Source organism: Mycobacterium sp. OAE908, assembly GCF_017872775.1.
Lineage (GTDB): Bacteria > Actinomycetota > Actinomycetes > Mycobacteriales > Mycobacteriaceae > Mycobacterium.
Genome location: NZ_JAGGJL010000001.1, coordinates 839,501 through 857,507 on the forward strand (window position 1 = coordinate 839,501; position 18,007 = coordinate 857,507).

At 66.3% G+C, this 18,007-nt stretch carries 19 protein-coding genes; 6 read left to right on the forward strand and 13 right to left on the reverse strand.

Going from position 1 to position 18,007, the window contains the following annotated elements:
- Positions 1-3: 3 nt before the first annotated feature.
- Positions 4-1,116, reverse strand: coding sequence for an MBL fold metallo-hydrolase (locus tag J3E61_RS03985; RefSeq protein WP_192724013.1), 1,113 nt, complete (start codon positions 1,114-1,116; stop codon positions 4-6).
- Positions 1,116-1,850, reverse strand: coding sequence for an enoyl-CoA hydratase (locus J3E61_RS03990; RefSeq protein ID WP_192724014.1), 735 nt, complete (start codon positions 1,848-1,850; stop codon positions 1,116-1,118). Before J3E61_RS03990 ends, J3E61_RS03985 begins: the two co-directional genes overlap by 1 nt.
- Positions 1,851-2,021: 171 nt before the next feature.
- On the opposite strand from J3E61_RS03990, the gene J3E61_RS03995 reads away from it, so the two are divergent.
- The 4 genes from J3E61_RS03995 (at position 2,022) to J3E61_RS04010 (ending at position 5,894) form a co-directional block, all read left to right on the forward strand.
- Positions 2,022-2,993, forward strand: a complete 972-nt coding sequence (locus J3E61_RS03995; RefSeq protein ID WP_210082695.1) for an esterase family protein — start codon at positions 2,022-2,024, stop codon at positions 2,991-2,993.
- A gap of 28 nt (positions 2,994-3,021) precedes the next feature.
- Positions 3,022-4,491: an acetyl-CoA carboxyl transferase gene (locus tag J3E61_RS04000; RefSeq protein WP_210082696.1), complete on the forward strand. Its 1,470-nt coding sequence runs from the start codon at positions 3,022-3,024 to the stop codon at positions 4,489-4,491.
- Complete coding sequence (locus tag J3E61_RS04005) at positions 4,488-5,186, forward strand: alpha/beta hydrolase (RefSeq protein WP_210082697.1); 699 nt, start codon at positions 4,488-4,490, stop codon at positions 5,184-5,186. Before J3E61_RS04000 ends, J3E61_RS04005 begins: the two co-directional genes overlap by 4 nt.
- 69 nt (positions 5,187-5,255) lie before the next feature.
- Positions 5,256-5,894 (forward strand): hypothetical protein, encoded by a 639-nt coding sequence (locus tag J3E61_RS04010; protein WP_210085420.1) that lies wholly within the window; start codon positions 5,256-5,258, stop codon positions 5,892-5,894.
- Here J3E61_RS04010 and J3E61_RS04015 read toward each other — a convergent pair.
- Positions 5,891-6,688, reverse strand: a complete 798-nt coding sequence (locus J3E61_RS04015) for a DUF2182 domain-containing protein (protein ID WP_210082698.1) — start codon at positions 6,686-6,688, stop codon at positions 5,891-5,893. The genes J3E61_RS04010 and J3E61_RS04015 overlap by 4 nt on opposite strands.
- On the reverse strand, positions 6,685-7,302 hold the full coding sequence (locus J3E61_RS04020; protein WP_192724018.1) for a DUF1326 domain-containing protein: 618 nt from the start codon (positions 7,300-7,302) through the stop codon (positions 6,685-6,687). Before J3E61_RS04020 ends, J3E61_RS04015 begins: the two co-directional genes overlap by 4 nt.
- Positions 7,303-7,469: 167 nt before the next feature.
- Here J3E61_RS04020 and J3E61_RS04025 point away from each other — a divergent pair, with 167 nt between their 5' ends.
- A complete protein-coding gene (locus J3E61_RS04025; protein ID WP_210082699.1) occupies positions 7,470-8,345 on the forward strand; it encodes an SMP-30/gluconolactonase/LRE family protein in 876 nt (291 codons plus the stop codon).
- A gap of 3 nt (positions 8,346-8,348) precedes the next feature.
- Here J3E61_RS04025 and J3E61_RS04030 read toward each other — a convergent pair whose 3' ends face one another.
- The 4 genes from J3E61_RS04030 to J3E61_RS04045 all read right to left on the reverse strand — a co-directional run bounded on the left by J3E61_RS04030 (position 8,349) and on the right by J3E61_RS04045 (position 10,286).
- Positions 8,349-8,597, reverse strand: a complete 249-nt coding sequence (locus J3E61_RS04030) for a hypothetical protein (RefSeq protein WP_192724020.1) — start codon at positions 8,595-8,597, stop codon at positions 8,349-8,351.
- A 3-nt stretch (positions 8,598-8,600) separates the two neighbouring features.
- The gene (locus J3E61_RS04035; RefSeq protein WP_210085421.1) at positions 8,601-9,029 is read right to left on the reverse strand and encodes a hypothetical protein; all 429 of its coding nucleotides are present in this window, start codon (positions 9,027-9,029) and stop codon (positions 8,601-8,603) included.
- A gap of 150 nt (positions 9,030-9,179) precedes the next feature.
- Complete coding sequence (locus J3E61_RS04040) at positions 9,180-9,503, reverse strand: hypothetical protein (protein WP_192724021.1); 324 nt, start codon at positions 9,501-9,503, stop codon at positions 9,180-9,182.
- A gap of 237 nt (positions 9,504-9,740) precedes the next feature.
- The gene (locus J3E61_RS04045; RefSeq protein ID WP_210082700.1) at positions 9,741-10,286 is read right to left on the reverse strand and encodes a TetR family transcriptional regulator; all 546 of its coding nucleotides are present in this window, start codon (positions 10,284-10,286) and stop codon (positions 9,741-9,743) included.
- A gap of 94 nt (positions 10,287-10,380) precedes the next feature.
- Here J3E61_RS04045 and J3E61_RS04050 point away from each other — a divergent pair, with 94 nt between their 5' ends.
- Positions 10,381-11,520 (forward strand): FAD-dependent monooxygenase, encoded by a 1,140-nt coding sequence (locus tag J3E61_RS04050; protein WP_210082701.1) that lies wholly within the window; start codon positions 10,381-10,383, stop codon positions 11,518-11,520.
- Between the two features lie 22 nt (positions 11,521-11,542).
- Here the strand turns inward: J3E61_RS04050 and J3E61_RS04055 are convergent, their stop codons facing one another.
- From J3E61_RS04055 to J3E61_RS04075, 5 genes are all read right to left on the reverse strand, one after another.
- The gene (locus J3E61_RS04055; protein ID WP_210082702.1) at positions 11,543-12,376 is read right to left on the reverse strand and encodes a hypothetical protein; all 834 of its coding nucleotides are present in this window, start codon (positions 12,374-12,376) and stop codon (positions 11,543-11,545) included.
- 60 nt (positions 12,377-12,436) lie between these two features.
- The gene (locus tag J3E61_RS04060; RefSeq protein WP_210082703.1) at positions 12,437-12,844 is read right to left on the reverse strand and encodes a hypothetical protein; all 408 of its coding nucleotides are present in this window, start codon (positions 12,842-12,844) and stop codon (positions 12,437-12,439) included.
- A gap of 128 nt (positions 12,845-12,972) precedes the next feature.
- Positions 12,973-14,907: a primary-amine oxidase gene (locus J3E61_RS04065; RefSeq protein WP_210082704.1), complete on the reverse strand. Its 1,935-nt coding sequence runs from the start codon at positions 14,905-14,907 to the stop codon at positions 12,973-12,975.
- Complete coding sequence (locus tag J3E61_RS04070) at positions 14,904-16,355, reverse strand: APC family permease (protein ID WP_210082705.1); 1,452 nt, start codon at positions 16,353-16,355, stop codon at positions 14,904-14,906. Before J3E61_RS04070 ends, J3E61_RS04065 begins: the two co-directional genes overlap by 4 nt.
- A gap of 111 nt (positions 16,356-16,466) precedes the next feature.
- Positions 16,467-17,969 (reverse strand): aldehyde dehydrogenase family protein, encoded by a 1,503-nt coding sequence (locus J3E61_RS04075; protein ID WP_210082706.1) that lies wholly within the window; start codon positions 17,967-17,969, stop codon positions 16,467-16,469.
- Positions 17,970-18,007: the final 38 nt, after the last annotated feature.

The following is an 18,007-nucleotide window of genomic DNA, read 5'->3' on the forward strand; positions in this document are numbered from 1 at the left end:
CGGTTACAGCTGCCACCACGGGTCGACGGACGTCTCGGGATCGATTCGCTGCCCGGGTTTCGGCACCACCACATGTACACCGGCGGAATCGGCGGCCTTCAGCAACCGCTCGACCGGCTCAGCCCACGGGTGTGGGGCCAGCCGGAAGGTGGCCCAGTGGATGGGTACCAACAGCCCAGCGCCGGCGTCTGCGACATCGAGATGCGCGCGGACCGCTTCTTCCGGGTTCATGTGGATGTCGGGCCACGCGGGGTGATACGCGCCGATCGGCAGCAGGGTCAGGTCGAAAGGCCCGTGGTCCATTCCGATTTCGGAGAAGCTCTTCGTGTAGCCGGTATCGCCGCCGAAAAATGCGCGGTGCTGGGGCCCGGCGATCACCCACGACGCCCACAGCGTGGTGTCGCGATTGAAGAGCCGGCCTGAGAAATGCCTGGCAGGCGTGCAGACCAGCGTCAGATCGCCGATCGTGTGGCTCTCGTTCCAGTCGAGTTCGACGATGCGACTCTCCGGAATCCCCCACTTGCGCAGGTGCGCGCCGACACCGAGTGGCACGACGAACGGCGACCGCTGCGTGCGGGCCAGTCCGAGAATCGTGTCCACGTCGAGGTGGTCGTAGTGGTCATGGCTGATCACCACGGCATCGACTGCCGAGAGCGACTCCAGCGGCGCGGGCACCTCGTGCAGCCGTTCGGGGCCGACCGTCTGCGAGGGCGAGCAGCGGCGACTCCAGATCGGATCGGCGAGCACGCGGTAGCCGTCGACCTCGATCAGCGCCGAGGAGTGGCCGAACCAGCACACCGAAAGACCGGCGGCCGGGCCCGCCGGCAAGGGCTGAACGATCGGTATCGGAGCAGCGGGCCGGGATTTACCGCGCGAGCCGATCAAGTCCCAGATGATCCGCCGCTGCTCTTCGCGGTCGAGGCTGATACCCGAGGCCGGGTCGACGTTGACGAAGGCGCCGTCACGGAAGTTCGGCGATCGACGCGCGACGGCTTCGATCTCGGCGGGCGAGGCCCCCAGCGCGGCGGGCGTGCCGTGCAGCGCGCGTAACAGCCAGCTTCCGGCCAGCACGGACGCCGTGCCGAACCCGAACCGCAGGGCTGCCCGCACCACCATCAGGCTCCCTGGAACTTCGGCGGCCGCTTCTCGATCCTGGCCACCTGGGCCTCGATGACGTCCTGAGAAGCCCAGGCCCTGTCGAACAGGTCTTTGTGCTCGGGCCATGGCTCCTCGTAGGCGCCATCGTCGTTGAGGACCCGCTTGGCGTGCTGCAGCGCGAGCGGCGCGTAGCCGGCGATTTCAGCGGCCCATGCTTGCGCGTCGGCCAGCGTGCCGATGCGGTTGGCCATGCCGGTCTGCAGCGCGACGTCGGCAGTGAGCCGTTCGGCCGCTATCAGCATGGCCCTTGCCCGGCCTGCCCCGACCAGCGACGTCAGCCGGCGAATGCTCCAGTTGTCCAGCGCCAGACCATATTTCGCGACCGGGAACTGGAAGTAGGCATCGGGCGCGACGACGCGGAGGTCGCAGATCATCGAGAGGATCACGCCCGCCCCGATGGCGGGGCCGTTGATCGCGCCGATGACCGGAACCGGTGCCGCATCGATGGCCAGGTTCAGCGCCTTGGCCTTCTCGGGCAACTCCTCGGCCACGCCCGACGGGTCTGACAAATCCGCCCCCGCGCTGAAGACATGGCCTTGGCCGGTGAGGACGATCGCCCGGATGTCCTCGGCGGCGGCCTTCTCGACAGCTTCGCGCAGACCGTCGACGAGCGCGCTGTTCAGCGCGTTACGCCGCTCGGCACGCTGCATTTCCAGGGTCATCACGTGGCCGTCGCGGGTCACACCAATCATGGCGCCACCCTAGCGGCAACCGGGATCGGACCTTCGGGGTGACCAACGCCCGGCGTCGCGGGTCAGCACGCGCACCCGCAAAGGATTTGCCTCCTGGTGCGTTTGCCCGGGTTCGCACCGGGTACTCAGCGTCGCTATTCACCAGGCAGGTGGGGGAAGGGGCAGCTCGAAATGACAAACACACAGTGGCGTCGGCGGCTGTGCTCGCTGCGGGTGTTGATCGTAGCCGCGGCCGCGGCGATGCTGACCGTCCCGGTCGGCTTTTTCGGGGGTTTGCCAAGTGCCACGGCTTATTCGAGGCCCGGCTTGCCGGTCGAATACCTCATGGTGCCCTCGGCTTCGATGGGCCGCGATATCAAGGTCGAGTTCCAGGGTGGGGGTCGCCACGCCGTCTATCTGCTGGACGGCCTTCGTGCGCGAGATGACCAGAACGGCTGGGACATCGAGACCCAGGCATTCGACTGGTACTACCAATCCGGGCTGTCCATTGTGATGCCCGTCGGCGGCATGTCCAGCTTCTACACCGACTGGTACGCGCCCGCGGTGGGCAATGGGGACACCTGGACATACAAATGGGAGACCTTCCTGACGCAAGAACTGCCGCCGTGGTTGGCGGCGAACCGAGGCATCAGCCCGAGCGGCAACGCCATCGTCGGCCTTTCCATGGGCGGCAATGCGGCGTTGACCCTCGCCGAGTGGCATCCGCAGAACTTCCGATATGCCGGCTCGCTGTCCGGCTTCTTGAACCTGTCCGACGGCGTCTGGCCGACCTTGGTCGGGATTGCGATGCACGACTCCGGCGGCTTTGACCCCGGTCCGATGTGGGGGCCTGCCGGAGATCCGGCCTGGGCGCGCAACGATCCGACCGTCAACGTCGACAGGCTGGTCGCCAACAACACCCGCATCTGGGTGTACTGCGGCAACGGGACGCCGAGCGAACTGGGTGGTGCGGACTTCCCCGCCCAGTTCCTGGAGAACCTGACCCGCGCAAGCAACATCGCCTTTCAGGATCGCTACCTGGCGGCGGGCGGACACAACGGCTCGTTCAGCTTCCCGGACAACGGAACCCACAGCTGGGGGTATTGGGGTGCACAGCTGCAAGCCATGAAGCCCGACCTGCAGCGTGTACTGGGCACGGGGTGATGCGCGTCTCGCGGGTTAGCCTCATGCGGTGAGCCGGATCGGTGCCCTGCAGCTGCGCGATGCCGTGCTGGACGAGGGTTCTTTCCGCAGCTGGGACAGTCCGCCGCTGGCGGTCGACGCCAACGAGGCCTACCGGCGCGAACTGGCCGAGGCGTCGGTGAAGACCGGTCTGGACGAATCCGTCGTGACCGGCGAGGGCACGGTGTTCGGGCGTCGCGTCGCGCTGGTGGCGTGCGAGTTCGACTTCCTCGCAGGGTCGATCGGGGTCGCCGCCGCCGAGCGGATCACCGCCGCGGTGGCGTGGGCGACCGCCGAGGGGCTGCCGCTGCTGGCGTCGCCGAGTTCGGGCGGCACCCGCATGCAGGAGGGCACCGTCGCGTTCCTGCAGATGGTCAAGATCGCGGCGGCGGTCGAGCTGCACAAGCGCCAGCACCTGCCCTATCTGGTGTACCTGCGCCACCCGACGACCGGTGGAGTGTTCGCGTCGTGGGGGTCGCTGGGTCACGTCACGGCGGCCGAACCCGGCGCGCTCGTCGGGTTCCTTGGCCCGCGGGTCTACGAGCATCTGTACGGCGAGCCCTTCCCTGCGGGCGTCCAGACCGCGGAGAACCTGCACAGGCACGGCGTCATCGACGGCGTCGTCCCACTGGAAGCCCTGCGCTCGACGCTGGATCGCACGCTGAAGGTGGTCGCCGATCCGCCGGAGGCACCGCCTGCGAGGCCCGAGACCGGGCCGCTTCCTGACGTGCCTGCGTGGACGTCGGTCGAGGCATCCCGACGCCCGGATCGACCCGGCGTCGGATATCTGTTGCGGCACGGCACAACTGAACGGGTGCTGCTGTCCGGTACCGAACGCGGCGAAGCGGCCACCATGATGTTGGCGCTGGCCCGGTTCAGCGGTCAGCCCGCCGTGGTGCTCGGTCAACAACGCGTCGTCGGAGGATTGGTCGGCCCCGCAGCCCTGCAGGAGGCCCGCCGTGGCATGGCGTTGGCCGCGGGCCTGCAACTGCCGCTTGTGCTCGTGATCGACACGGCAGGGCCCGCCCTGTCGACCGAGGCCGAGCAGGGTGGGCTGGCCGGTGAAATCGCCCGCTGCTTAGCCGAACTCGTCACGCTGGACACGCCGACGGTGTCGGTGTTGCTCGGCCAGGGCAGCGGCGGACCCGCGCTGGCGATGGTGCCTGCCGATCGAGTGCTGGCCGCGCTGCACGGCTGGCTGGCGCCGCTGCCGCCGGAGGGGGCCAGCGCGATCGTGTTCCGCGACGTCGACCACGCCCCGGAACTGGCTGCCACGCAAGGTATTCGGTCGGCGGACCTGCTGCGCCACGGCATCGTCGACGCGATCGTGCCCGAACGTCCCGACGCCGCCGACGAGCCGATGGAGTTCACGCGCCGGCTATCGGCGACCATTGCCAACGAACTCGCGGCGCTGCGTGCCGCACCTGAGGACGAACGGATGGCCGCCAGGCTGGCGCGCTACCGCCGGATCGGGTTGTGACGACCCTGCTATTCGTCCACAGCCCGGTGGCGGGACCGTCGACGTGGATTTACACCGCAGAAGTGTTGCAGCAGAACGATTTTGAATGTGTCGTGCCGGACCTGACCGCTACGGCGACGACGGGCCCACCGTACTACCCGAAGTATGCGAGCGCGGCGGCGGCCGCCGTCGACGGTGGCACTGACCCGGTCGTGTTGGTCGGACACAGCGCGGCAGGTGCGCTGCTGCCTGCGATCGCCGAGGCCGTCGGCGACCGCACGAAAGGCGCGCTGTTCGTCGACGCGATGCTGCCGCAACCGGGCCGCAGCTGGTTCGACACCGCGCCGCAGGGGTTGGAGGCGCAGTTGCGCGGCTTCGCCGTCGACGGCGTCCTTCCGCCGTACCACGAGTGGTTCCCACCGGGGGAGTTGACGGAATGGGTGCCCGACCCGGACCGACGACGGCGTCTCATCGCGGAGATACCGCGAATGCCGTTGGCCTATTTCGACGAACCCGCTCCGCCTGCGCGGTTCGCGGACTCAGTGGCGTGCGCGTTCGTCCGGCTTGGCGCACCGTTCGATGCCGCGGCAGACAAAGCCGAACGGCTGGGCTGGTGGGTGGCGCGCCGCGATTGGGATCACTTGCGGATGCTCAGCGACCCGCAAGCGGTCGCCGACGTCATTGGCCAGGCGATTTCCGCCACCCAACCGCGCTGATGGCATGCTGGCGTTGTGGCGCCTCTCTTTGAAGTCGCGGGCCACTTCTGGTGGCTGGTCTTCCCGTTCATGGGTGCGATCGGCGGGGCCGTGCGGACGGTCGCGGTGGCCAATGAACGACGGGCGCAGCGTCGGCTCGAGCGGTACCGCATCAAACAGGAGACGAAGGTCGCGCTCGCGGAGGCGTCCGGCAGGGCGCAGAAGAATCAAGCCGGCTACCGGCGCGAGATGAGCAAGGTTCTCGAGCGCCACAATCGCACCGACGCGCGCTGGCTGGAATACGAGATAGACATCGCCAAGCTGTTGGACTTCCCGTTGATGACCGACGTGCGGGATCCGTTGACCATGGCATTCCACAAAGCCAAGAGCCGCGCGGACTGGCTGCGACCCGACTCGGTGGACGACATCCTGGGTGATCGCAATGCGCAGCTCGAATACCGCGACGCCGTAGGCGAATACGTTGCCGCCTTCGACGTCGCGGAGTCGGAGGCGATCAGGCGACGCCGCAGTGATTTCTCGGCCGAAGCGCAGGAGCGGCTGGAGCGCGCGCAACATCTGTTGCGCCTCGCGTCGGACAACGGGGCCACGCCGCAGGAGCGACAGAGCGCATACGCCCGTGCGCAACGGGAACTCGACGGGCTCCTCGTGCTGCCGGCGGCCACCCGCGCCAGCATCGAACGCAGGATCGCGGGCGAGATCGAAGCCTAGTTCGTACTCATGACGCCTGACGGCAGCCACGGCGAAAGGGCGAGCACCAGCACCGCGCCGCCGAGCAGGACAACGCCGGCCAACGGGACCACCCGCTGCCCGGCCCTCGCGGTCTTTTCGTAGACCATGAGCACCGTCAGCGCGGCCATCCAGATGAGGTTCGCAACGCCCGTCGCGAACATCACCAACATCAGTGCCCAACAGCAACCCAAGCAGAACAGCCCGTGGCCACCGCCGAGAGTAAATGCGGATCTGACGCCGCGCCGATAGCGTGGCAGCAGGTAGGCGCCAGGGTGCCGGCACTTGTTCAGGCAGCGATCCTTGAGCGGCGTGAACTGGAACAGCCCCGCCAATGCCAGCACTCCTGCAGCGATCAGCCACGAATGCTCCGAAAGCCACGGACTGGCGTCGACGGTGTGGTGCAGGGCGATGTCGGCCACGAACGCAAACGCGCCAAATCCCGTCCATACCAACAGGTATCCCGCCAGGAATGCCGCGACCGTGGCGCGTGGATGAGGCGCGGCCGCCGACACCGCCGCGAAGAGCCGGAAGAAAGGCAGGCTCGACGGCAGCATCATGGCCGCGATCATCACCTGCCACGCCAGCAGGAAGAACCCAAGAGCGATGACCAGCGACTGATCGCCCTCGATCAACGCTCCGTGATGGAGGTGCCCGGCTCGCCCGGTGACCTGCGCCAGGATGACAAGCGCCCACGCACAAGCGATCACGACTATGACGACGGCAGGCACGCGGCGCCGCGGGGTGGTGAGGGCGCCCTGCGGCGCGCTCGTCACGGGGTGTAGGAGATGTGGTAGTCGGCCTGAATGGCATTGCGGCCGGTGAACGACCACACCATGTCGTATTGCGGAAGGTTCACGTCGTGCGAGTCGGCCACGGCGACATACGCGGGCGTGCCCGGCACCGTCGAGAACAGCGAGTCCCGCAACGTCGTGACGGTGCCGTCGGGCCCTTTGAAGGGACGCATCGTCGCCTGGACGACATCACCGATCTCGAGCATTCCGGTGCCATCACTGACTTCGTGCTTGATCGGCGCATCGTGGACAGCCACCGTCTCGCCGATCAACGCCGCCAGATCGGCGAGTGGTCCGCCCAGTTTTCCGTCGTAGGCATCGAGGATTGCTTGACGTTGGTCGCCGGTAGCGCCGTCGTCGATGAACACCACCTGCCGCCAACTGCCCGGTGTGAGCACGTTGCCAGGGATCTGCACGACGCGGACGAAGGTTCGGCCGCTGACGTCGACATCGCCGATGGTGCCGCGGTCGAAGTGGTAGGCGTTGAACGCATCACACGTTCCCTGGTCGGGATCCTCGCCAATCCAACAGGGGCACAGCACGCCACAAGAGCATGCCTCCAGCAGGGTTCCGTGAAGTTCGTATCCGTTTGCCATGAACCTGGCACCTCGAATTTCTGCTGCCGAAAATAGCAGCACATGAGTGTATAACGCGTAGTCACGCTTTCACAGGATCGATTGCTGGAGTCCTTGCGTTGGTCAACAACCGCATACCGTTACACGACACGCTGTCGATTCGATGATCGCCGACTCGTCATAGCCGTATGAACACACCACGCGTACTGCTGGACGGACTCGCCTACGTGGAATCACCGCGATGGCACGACGATCGACTCTGGTTCGCGCACTGGGGAACCGGTGAAGTCGTCGCGGTCGACATGGACGGGCGCAGCGAAGTCGTCGCGCAAGGACCGCCCGGATTGGGTTGGTCGATCGACTGGCTGCCTGACGGCCGGCTCCTCGTCACCGGCCCCGAGCTGATGCGGCAGGAACCCGACGGGTCGATGGTGGCGCATGCCGATCTCAAAGCAGTCGCCGACCAGAACTGGAACGAGATCGTGGTCGACGGCCGCGGCAACATCTACCTCAACGGCTTCGCATTCGATTTCCTCGGCGGCGCGCCGCCCGAACCCGGGATCATCGCGCTGGTCACGCCCGACGGCACCGCGCGTTGCGTCGCCACCGATATCGACTTTCCCAATGGGATGGTGATCACGCCCGACAATTCGACGCTCATCATTTCCGAGTCGTTCGCCGGTCGGCTGACTGCCTTCGACATCGAAGCCGATGGCGGCCTGTCGAACCGCCGGGTGTGGGCGGACAACGTGGGCCCCGACGGGATCTGTCTGGACGCCGACGGCGCGGTGTGGACGCAGGCCGCGGACACGCGCACGCACACCGGCCGCTCCGACGCCCCCGAAGGTGCCTGCATACGCGTCGAAGAAGGCGGCAGGGTGCTGCAGCGGATCGAACACGACCGCGCGATATTCGCGGCGATGCTCGGCGGACCAACTGGCAGAACACTTTTCATGATGGCGGCCGAATGGCGTGGGACCGACGGCGTGGAGAGCGCACTTGCCGCGCGAACCGGGCAGGTCCTCGTCGTCGACGCACCAGCGCCCGGTGTGGGCTGGCCGTGAGAGCTATCCGCCCATCTCGCTGACCGCCGAATCGAGCAAGGCTGCTTGTTCGGCCACATCGTGCTCGGATGGCGTGTCGCCCAACCGTTTCGCCAGGTCGTCGCGGGAGATGACTTCGAGCGCACCGCGGTACTGATCCGAGGCGAGCTGGCCGGAGCCGATCACCTCGGTTCGCCCCTCCACCAACACCAGCACGGTGTCCGGCTCGTCGGACTGCAGCAGGCGGCGCACATCGTCGCTCGAGATCGTCATGGCTCAGCTATACCCAACCAACGCCACGAGCATCGCGCCACACGTGATCACGTCGAGCGGCAGTCGTAACAGGCTGCGGCGGGTCCACCGGACCGCCGCCGCCTCATCGATCGTGGCGGGGTCTGCTTTCTCGAAAGCAACTGCCTTCGGCACGAAGTCGGCCAACGACCACACCCGCATCGCGGCGTGGCTCACCAGCGCCACCAACAAGGCGGTCCGGACGTCGGCGTGACCCCAGGCCACCACCAGCGTGACGATCAACAGCATCTCGAAGACGGTGTGCACCGGCACCCAGAACCGCGCCCGCGAGACGCCCCCGTTGCGGGGTTGGATGATGCCGGGCCGCTTGGGCCAGACGGGGTCGACGACCAGGAATTCGTAGAGCCCTCCGCCGAGCGTGGCGCAGGCTACGAGCGTGGTGGTGGCGATCAGGACGAGAGCGATTGTCGAGCCGGCGTCACCACTTGGCACGGTGCCTAGGAGACCACAGCCATGACGGTGCCTGCCACCGAGGTCTCGGGCAGCGCCCAGAACCAAAGCGACCCCTGCCACCTAGGCACGGGTCGCTCGGCCGCACTGAGGTCAGGGCGTCGGGTCAGATTGCGTGCTCTGACGGTTTCCGGCGAGTGCCGAGTTGTTCAACCCCGTCTGGAAGCCGTTGGCCCCGCCGCGCCAGTCATGCTGCACGTCGCCGAAGTTCCCGAAGGCGCCAAACGCACCCGAGCCCGCGCCCGATCCGCCCTGGGCGCCGGCATCAAGGGCTGCTTGGCATCCTCGTGCTGACTTGACGCAGTAACCGCCGGTCGTGTTGGCGTCGGCTGAACTCGTCGCCGCCAATGCGATTCCAGGCACGGCCAGGGCGCCCGACAGCGCGATGCCGGCGATGGCCTTCTTTGCAAATGACATAGGTCTCTCCCCTTTTGTTGGATTTAACTTCCTTTGCTGGCAAGCCGCTGTGATCGCGTCTGTTCCCAGCCCCAACGACCCCCCGCAGCCGTCGATACCCACCCTGCCGCCCATGTAAACAGGAGGAATCGGGTGTTTCCCTATGTTCCATTTGAGGCCGGCGCCATGAACCGCCCCGCGTTTCGTTTAGTGGACAGAATTTGCTCGCTATCACCAATCGAAACAACTCGCGATTAGTTATTGCGGCCCGTCGAGGTATCGCTGGATCGTCGGTCCGAGCCACGCGACCACCTCGGCGTGCGTCATCTCCACCACTGGAGGCAGCTGCAGAACGTAGCGGCACATCGCCAGCCCGATCATCTGTGTTGCCACCAACCCCGCCCGGCGTTCCGGCGCGTCCGGTTTCACCTTTGCGATCACTGGCATCAGCTGAGCCGCGAAGATCTCTCGCATGCGTTGCGCCGCTTCGGGATTGGTGGTCGCGGACCTCAGCAACACCACCAGCGCTTCGTCGCGCTCCCATCGATCCATGAAGTACGTCACCAGCTTGGCGCCCAATTGATGCACGTCCACCTCGGAGAAATCGGGCAACTCGAGGTCGAAGTCGGCGGCCGCGGCGAACAGCTGGTCCTTGTTGCCGAAGTAGCGCATCACCATCGACGGATCGATGTTCGCGTCGGCCGCGATGGCCCGGATGGTGGCGCGTTCATAGCCCGACTCGGCGAACCGCTGCTTGGCCGCGGCCAAGATCACCGCCTTCGTTTCCGTAGAGGATCTGCGCATGCCAACAAGTGTAGGCCAACGCCTGTTGACATACGTCCCGGGGCTGGCGCATAGTTATGCCAACAAGCGTTGGCATTGAACTGAAGGAGACGAAATGTACGACACGGATGTCCTGGTTGTCGGGGCGGGCCCGAGCGGATTGACACTGGCCGCGTCGCTGGTCAACAAGGGTGTGGCGACCACGGTGGTGGACGCACAAACTGCGGGCGCCAACACGTCGCGCGCCGCCGTGGTCAATTCGCGCACTCTCGAGGTCCTTGCGGGTCTCGACGTGTCGCGGCGACTGGTCAAGGAGGGTGTGCAGGCGCCGCGCTTCACGATTCGCGACGGCAGCCGCACCCTGATCCCTGTCGACTTCTCAGCGCTGCCGACCGATTATGCGTACTCACTGATGGTCCCGCAGGCGACCACCGAGCGGTTACTGCTCGATCGGTTGACCGAACTGGGCGGCACGGTCGTCCGGCCGAAGCGGCTGGCGTCAGTACGGCAGGACGCCGACGGCGTGACGGCCACGTTCGACGACGGTGACGTGATCAGGGCGCGCTATGTGGTGGGAGCCGACGGGATCCACAGCACCGTGCGCGAGCAGGCAGGCATCGGCTTCGAGGGCGACGTCTATCAGGAGTCGTTCACGCTGGCCGACGTCCGACTGCGGGGCGACGTACCGGCGGATGAGGTCATCCTGTTCTGGGCGAAGGCGGGTCTGACCGTGGTAGCCCCGCTCCCCGGCGACATCTTCCGCATCGTGGCGCCAGTTCCCGATGCGCCCGAGGAGCCGTCGGCGGAGTTCGTTCAGCAGCTGCTCGACGAGCGCGGCCTCGGTGTCGGGCGGATGGTCGTCACCGAGGTCATCTGGGGCTCGCGCTTCCGGATCCACCACCGCGTCGCCGACACGTACCGCGCCGGGCGGCTGCTGCTCGCAGGCGATGCCGCCCATGTGCACAGCCCCGCAGGAGGGCAGGGCATGAACCTCGGCATCCAGGACGGTGTCGCGCTGGCCGACGCCCTGGCCGCGGTGCTCGGCGGCGCTCCCGACAGCGTGCTCGACGAGTACACCGCGGCGCGGCGCCCCATTGCACAGCAGATCGTCGAAATGACCGACAGGCTAACGCGTTTGGCGACCCTGCCACGGGCACTGCGCCCTATTCGCAACGTGGCGATCAGTGCGGTCGGCCGGATCCCGGCGGTGCAACGTGCGCTGGCGATGCGGCTCAGCGGGCTGGTATACCGATGACCAACTACGCGTTGCTGTTGTCCTACGAGGAAAGCCAAACCCGTTGGTTGACATCGTAAGTCACACTGCGATCAACGCGTTCTGGAAGCCGCTGACCGAGCCGCCACGGTTCAGGCATTGCAGCCAAGTCGACAGTTATCGAAGCCTGCGACACGGCGCTAAGCCATCCGCCCCAGGATGAGCTTTGCTCGATGAGTGTTTCCACTACCTCTGCGCCCGGATCTGATACGTCGACCGGCGACACATCTGCCAACGCCGAACCGATCAGCAGGGCCAACAGGCGACTGAAAACTGCCGGGGGCACTGCCGATTCCATGGACTCGACAGTGACGTAGCAGTCGTCATGTCCAAAAAAACACACCCGCGAGCCGACAATCTCGGGTAAGACCGCGTCGCCGCGATTCATCGTGCCAATGGCGAGAGCAATCTCATCGATGTGTTGGGGCGTCGGCGCGCCGGACACGTCAACCCACACCAAGTCGTAAGGCGTCCAACCATCGAGAAACCGAGGCAGATCGTCCCTTCGAATCACCAACGCTTCCTCGCTCACGTCAGTGGACGTCAGCCCGTCGAGGCGGTGGACCTGGTGGCTGATGCCCTGCGCTGCCGCGATCTGCGACGGCGAGAACAGCTGCTGCCCATCATCCAGAAAGTAGGTGCCCCCCAGGCTCACCACCACGATCGTGTCGTTCGCCGCGCGCTGGAGCACATCGGCCAGTTCGGCAGCCTGCGCCGCGGTTGCGTCAACCACCCATGCCGCGCCGACCGTACGAACGGCGAAACTCAGCGGAAACGGTGTCCGGTCGAACCCGATCTTGTTCACCGCGAACGCGCTATGCGGCCCAACCTCGACCATCATCGCCTCCTCCGTGGACAGTTTTCCTCGGCGGACCGGATCTCAACAACCGATTTGGCGTCAGCGGGTTCGTGTACCGATGACCAGTTGCGCGTGGCGGCGCGTGCGGTAGTACAGCACCGCCATCGCGACGGCCACCTCCACCGCGGCGATCCCCGTTGCGAGACCCATCAGCGTCGACTGCTGGCCCATGGACCCCATCTGCATGTGGTGATGATGGGCCGGCATCGGCAGATGCACCGCGATCATCGCGATGTTCATCAAGCCGACCACACACCACGCGCGTAGCGACCCCTGCGTCCACAGATCGCGCGCGCAGTACACGCAGGCCACGATCATCGCGGCCAGCAGACCACCTGCCAGGGCATTCGACGCGTGCCCCAGCATGGCGGCATGCAACCCCGCTGAACTCAGTGCGAGCACCGCGCACGCCCGTCGCCCGAGGGTGGCGGACGTGGCGGTGAACATCTCACTCCTCATACAGGTGTAGACACATCGTTCGCGCGAAACTCATCCCTTTCGGCGCCGAAACTGTATTCCAGCAGGCCTCCACTCGGACTTTTCCTGCTGGAATACCGTTTCGGCGGATCTAGTAGTCAATCGTCGCAGCAGTGGGCCCGCGGCGCAGCGGGAACATTCAGCGCCGGGTTGCGGTCGAAGAACCCCTGCGGCTTGAGCTTGAACCCCGCGTAGTCCACCGGCATCACTGGCCAGTCCTCCGGGCGCGGGAAATGCGTCAGCCCAAAGGTGTGCCATACGACGATGTCCTCGCCGTCGATGTTGCGGTCCCCGGCAGTGAATGCGGGCAGGCCCGCACCACCCGGATGCTGGTTGACGAACTGTCCGGCCGAATACCGTTCCGCTGGATCGTATTTCGTGACCCAGAGGTGCTTGGTGGCAAACGCTGCGCGCTGCGCGATCGAACTGGACGGGTCGGCGAGCAGCACAGGTTGGCCCTCGGGGTACAGCGCGTAGCCGACGTCCTGGCCCAGCCGGTTCTGTTTGGTCGGGTTCGTGACGTGCCAAACCCGCGCCTTGAGGTTGTCGGCTACCCGCTGCGCCTCCGACTCGCGGGTGAGTTTGGTCTTCTGTGCGCGGAACGCATTGCCCCACGGGTTGTCCGGGCCCATCGGCACCGGGACCGCGTCGACCTCCTCGACGACGTTGACGTTTCCATCGACCGCCATATCCAGCCGTGCCGAGAACAGATGCTGATGGAACGGTGCGCCAAGCCCGGGCGCCATCTCGGTGGCAAAGCCGTCGGGCCCCCGGTACGCCGACGTGAACACGATGCCAGTCGCTTTGGCCTCGAGTTGAATCGTGCCGTCGAGGTACAGGTACCAGTAGAACCCGTAGTCGTAGTTGCCGATGGTCAAGAAGAAGGAGATGACCAGTCGCCTGGAGCGACGGGTCTCGGCCATGCCGTTGAACATGTCGGTGTGCTTCCACAGCACGCCGAAGTCCTCCTCGTGCAGACAGATCGCATTCTTCAGCACCTTCGGCTCGCCGTGCTCGTCGGCGATTGTCACGTCGAAATACTTGATCTCCCCGAGGCAGTCGCAGCCCAACTCGAGTGAGTTCGTGTAACGGCCGAATAGGTACTCGCCCTGGTCGAAGTAGTTCTGCCAGTAGCGCACCGGCGACGGATCGGCGTAGGGCACCACCATCTCGGCGATCGAGGCGCGGTAGACCACCGGCCGTCCTCCGATCGCGATCTGATGCAGCGTCAGGCCTTCGCGGATGTCGAAGCCGAACCTGAAAGTCCAGTCTGCCCAGGTGATCTGGTTGCCATCGACGGAGAAGCTCGGGCCCTCGGGCTGGATGATCTCGATCGGCTTCAGATCGGTGCGAGCGGGTACTGCGTGCGGTTCGGCGTCCCACTCCCCTCGTTCGGCGGGCACCGCGAGGTCGAACTCGTCGATGACCTTGGTCACTCGCCGCGCGGTGAGGTCGACGTAGGCGACCACCCCGTCGATGGGGTGCGCCCACGGCAGGTCGGCCTCGTCGTACTGGTAGAACGCGAGCACGCGCACCACGCGGCGGCCCACCTCGTCCTCGTGTCCGAATACGCCTGCCGACAACGGGACCGCGCGCACATCGGTCGGGTTGAGGTTGCGCTTGCGCATCGCGGTCAGCCATTCGGCGCTCTCGAGCAGGAACGCCTCGATGTCCTCGAATTCCTGGTCGAGGATCGGAACGTGGCCATCAGCTCCGGCGTCGATCGACTGTTGCGTGACGACGCGGTCGCCGGTGATGGACACGACGAGGTCGGCGCCCAGGCCGGTTGCCCTGTCCAGCAACAAGACTCGGGCACGACGCTCGATCGGGTCGCCGGGCGAGAAGGCCAGCACGGTTTCCTTGTGCGGCTCCTCGAGTGCGGTGTAGACGAATCGGACGCTCTCGCCGAGAAGGCCGTGGACGTCGACGATGCGGCGCACCGCACGGATCTCGTCGGCGGTCAACGGCGTCAGCGGGTGATCCGGTGCCGCAGATGCGGTTTGGTCGACGGTCTCGACGGTGGCAGTGCTCATCGGGTGTACTCCTTTTCGATCGAAGGACGGCCGGCGTTGGGTCGCAGCGCCGCCAGTACGGCGCCACCTGCGAACGTGCCGACCAGCAGCACGCCGATCACGGCGGCCGTGGTGCTCGAGCCGCCGACGAGCAGTGGCAGGTTGACGGCGGTCATCACGAGTAGGACGGCGAGCCCGACCAATCCGAGGCCAGGCGCGACGAGGGTGTGCCAGGTTCTGGTGTCGACCTTGCTGCGGCGGAAGTACACGACGACCGCGACGGACGTCAGCGTCATCAGCGCGATGATGCCCACCGACGAGATCCCGACGAACCAGGCGAACACCTGAGTGACGGGATCGAGGCCGGCCAGCGCCGACGCGACGACGAGGACGAGCGCCGAAACGGTCTGCACTGCCGACGCCACGTGGGGCGAGGCATGCCTGGTGTGGCTGCGGCCGCACTTCGACGGCAGGGCCGCGGTGTTGCCGAGCGAAAAGACATAGCGCGCAAGCACATTGTGGAATGACAGCAGCGCGGCGAAGAGGCTGGTGATCAAGAAGATCTGGACGAGGTCGCCCGCAATGGAGCCGACATAACGGGTCGCGGTCTCGGTCAACATGCCCTCGGGATTGCCGGTTGCGAGCTTGACTGCGCCGTCATCTCCCCACGCGCTGACCAGCGCCCAGCTCGACAGCGCATAGAAGCCGCCGATGAGCAGCAGTGCCAGATACGTCGCGCGTGGAATGGTGCGCGCCGGGTCGCGCGCCTCGTCGCGGAACACGGCCGTCGCTTCGAAACCGATGTAGCCGGCCAGCGCGAAGATCAGTGCAATGCCCGGCGCGCCGGTGAAGAACTTGCCGGGATCGAAAGCTGCCGTGGATATTCCGTGGTCGCCGCCGTGGCCGATCACGGCCAGGTTGATCACCATCACGATGCCGACCTCACAGATCAGCAGAACACCGAGCACCTTGCCCGACAATTCGATATGCCGATACCCCAGTGTCGCGACCACGGCCATCATCGCCAGGCCGTAGACGTACCACGGCACCGACGGGCCACCGTGGGATGTGACGAGCTCATTGATCGCCGCGCCCACATAGCCGTAGACCCCGCCCTGCACCGCGGTATAGGACAGCAGCGCGAGGAACGCGGCACCGAGCCCCAGGTGCCTGCCTAATCCGTGACCGACGTAGGTGTAGAACGCGCCCGCGCCGGGCACGTGTCGGGCCATCGCGGTGAAGCCGACCGCGAACAGGATCAGGACCGCGGTGCACACCAGATAAGACGCCGGGTAAGCGGCGCCGTTCCCGGCGGCGATCCCGATCGGGAAGGTTCCGGCGACGACGGTCAGCGGCGCGGCGGCCGCCACGACCATGAAGACGATCGCGGCCGGGCCGAGCCGGCCTGCGAGGCGGTGGGGTTCGCGATCACGGACCTGCGGTCCGGATGCGAGGGCATCTGTTGTCATGGCAATAAGGCTTTCGTCTCGGATCGGGTTTTGGGTTGCGGCGTCATGAAGCTTGAAATGAATGAAATGAGAATGGTTTCGGGGTGAATTCTCATTTGACGGCGTTTGGGGTTAGAGGGCCATATTGACAGCCTTCGTCTGCGTGTATTCGGCGATCGCTCCCTCACCGAGTTCACGGCCCCAGCCCGATTGTTTGTAGCCGCCGAATGGAAGGGCGGTATCGAATGCGTTATGGCAATTGATCCACACCGTGCCCGCCTTGATCTGGGCGGCGACCTCGTGGGCGGTCGACACGTCGCGGGTCCACACGCTGGCGGCCAGCCCGTACGGGGTGTCGTTGGCGGCCGCACGCACACCCTGCTCGCGGTTGAACGGGATCGCGACGGCAACCGGCCCGAAGATCTCCTCGCGGTACACGCTGAAGTCGGGTCGCACGTCGACGAGCAGGCTGGGCTGGACGTAGAACCCGGTGTCGCCGTGCCGGGCGCCGCCGGCCAGCGCACGGGCGCCGTCGGCGACGCCGGCGTCGAGATATCCGGTGACCTTCGTCAGCTGTTCGCGCGAGACCAACGGCCCGATGTCGTTGGTCGGGTCCAGCCCCGGGCCGATTCTCTGCGCACGCGCGAGTTCGGCCACGCCCTGCGTGAACTCGTCGAAGATACGGTCCTCGACGAGGAGCCGGGTGCCTGCCGTGCAGGTCTGGCCGTGGTTGAACAGGAAGCCGCTGGCCGCACCCGGAATCGCTGCATCCAGGTCGGCGTCGGCGAACACCACCTGCGGGCTCTTGCCGCCGAGTTCCAGCGAGACCTTCTTCAGGTTGCCTGACGCGGCGTTGACGATCTTGCGGCCGACCTCGGTCGACCCGGTGAATGCGACCTTGTCGACGTCCGGATGCGCCGACAGCGCCGCACCGACGTCACCGAACCCGGTGAGCACGTTGACAACTCCGTCCGGCACGCCGGCATCGGCGATGACCTCGGCGAGCAGCAGCGCGGTCAGTGGCGTCTGTTCGGCGGGCTTGAGGATCACGGTGTTACCGCACGCGAGCGCGGGTGCGACTTTGAACGCCGCCATCACCAGCGGAAAGTTCCACGGGATGATCTGCGCACACACGCCGACGGGCTCGCGCAGCGTGAAGGCGTGGAACCGGGCGCCCGGCGCCCACGGCACCGACACTCCGATGGTGCGGCCTTCGATCTTGGTGGCCCAGCCGGCGTAGTAGTAGAAGATCTCCGCGGCCCATGTCACGTCGACGGCCCTGGCGACAGCGACCGACTTTCCGTTGTCGAGGGTTTCCAGTTGCGCGAACTGGTCGGCGCGGGACGTGATGCCGTCGGCGATCCGCCAGATCATCTGCTGCCGCTGGGCCGGGGTGAGCGATGGCCACGGCCCCTCGTCGAATGCGCGCCGCGCCGCCCGCACAGCCTTCTCGACGTCCTCAGGCCCGCCGTGCGGCACGGTCGTGATGACCGCTTCGGTGGCGGGGTCGACGGTCTCGAAGCGGCGGCCGGAAAGCGCGTCGACCCACTGGCCGTCGACGAACATCTGCTTGGGCGCAGACACGAATTCGACGACGCGCGGATCAAGCATGGTGGCTTCGGCGGCAATAGTCATGCGGGCAAAAGTAACGCCGTGTTGTGAGTGAAGTCACT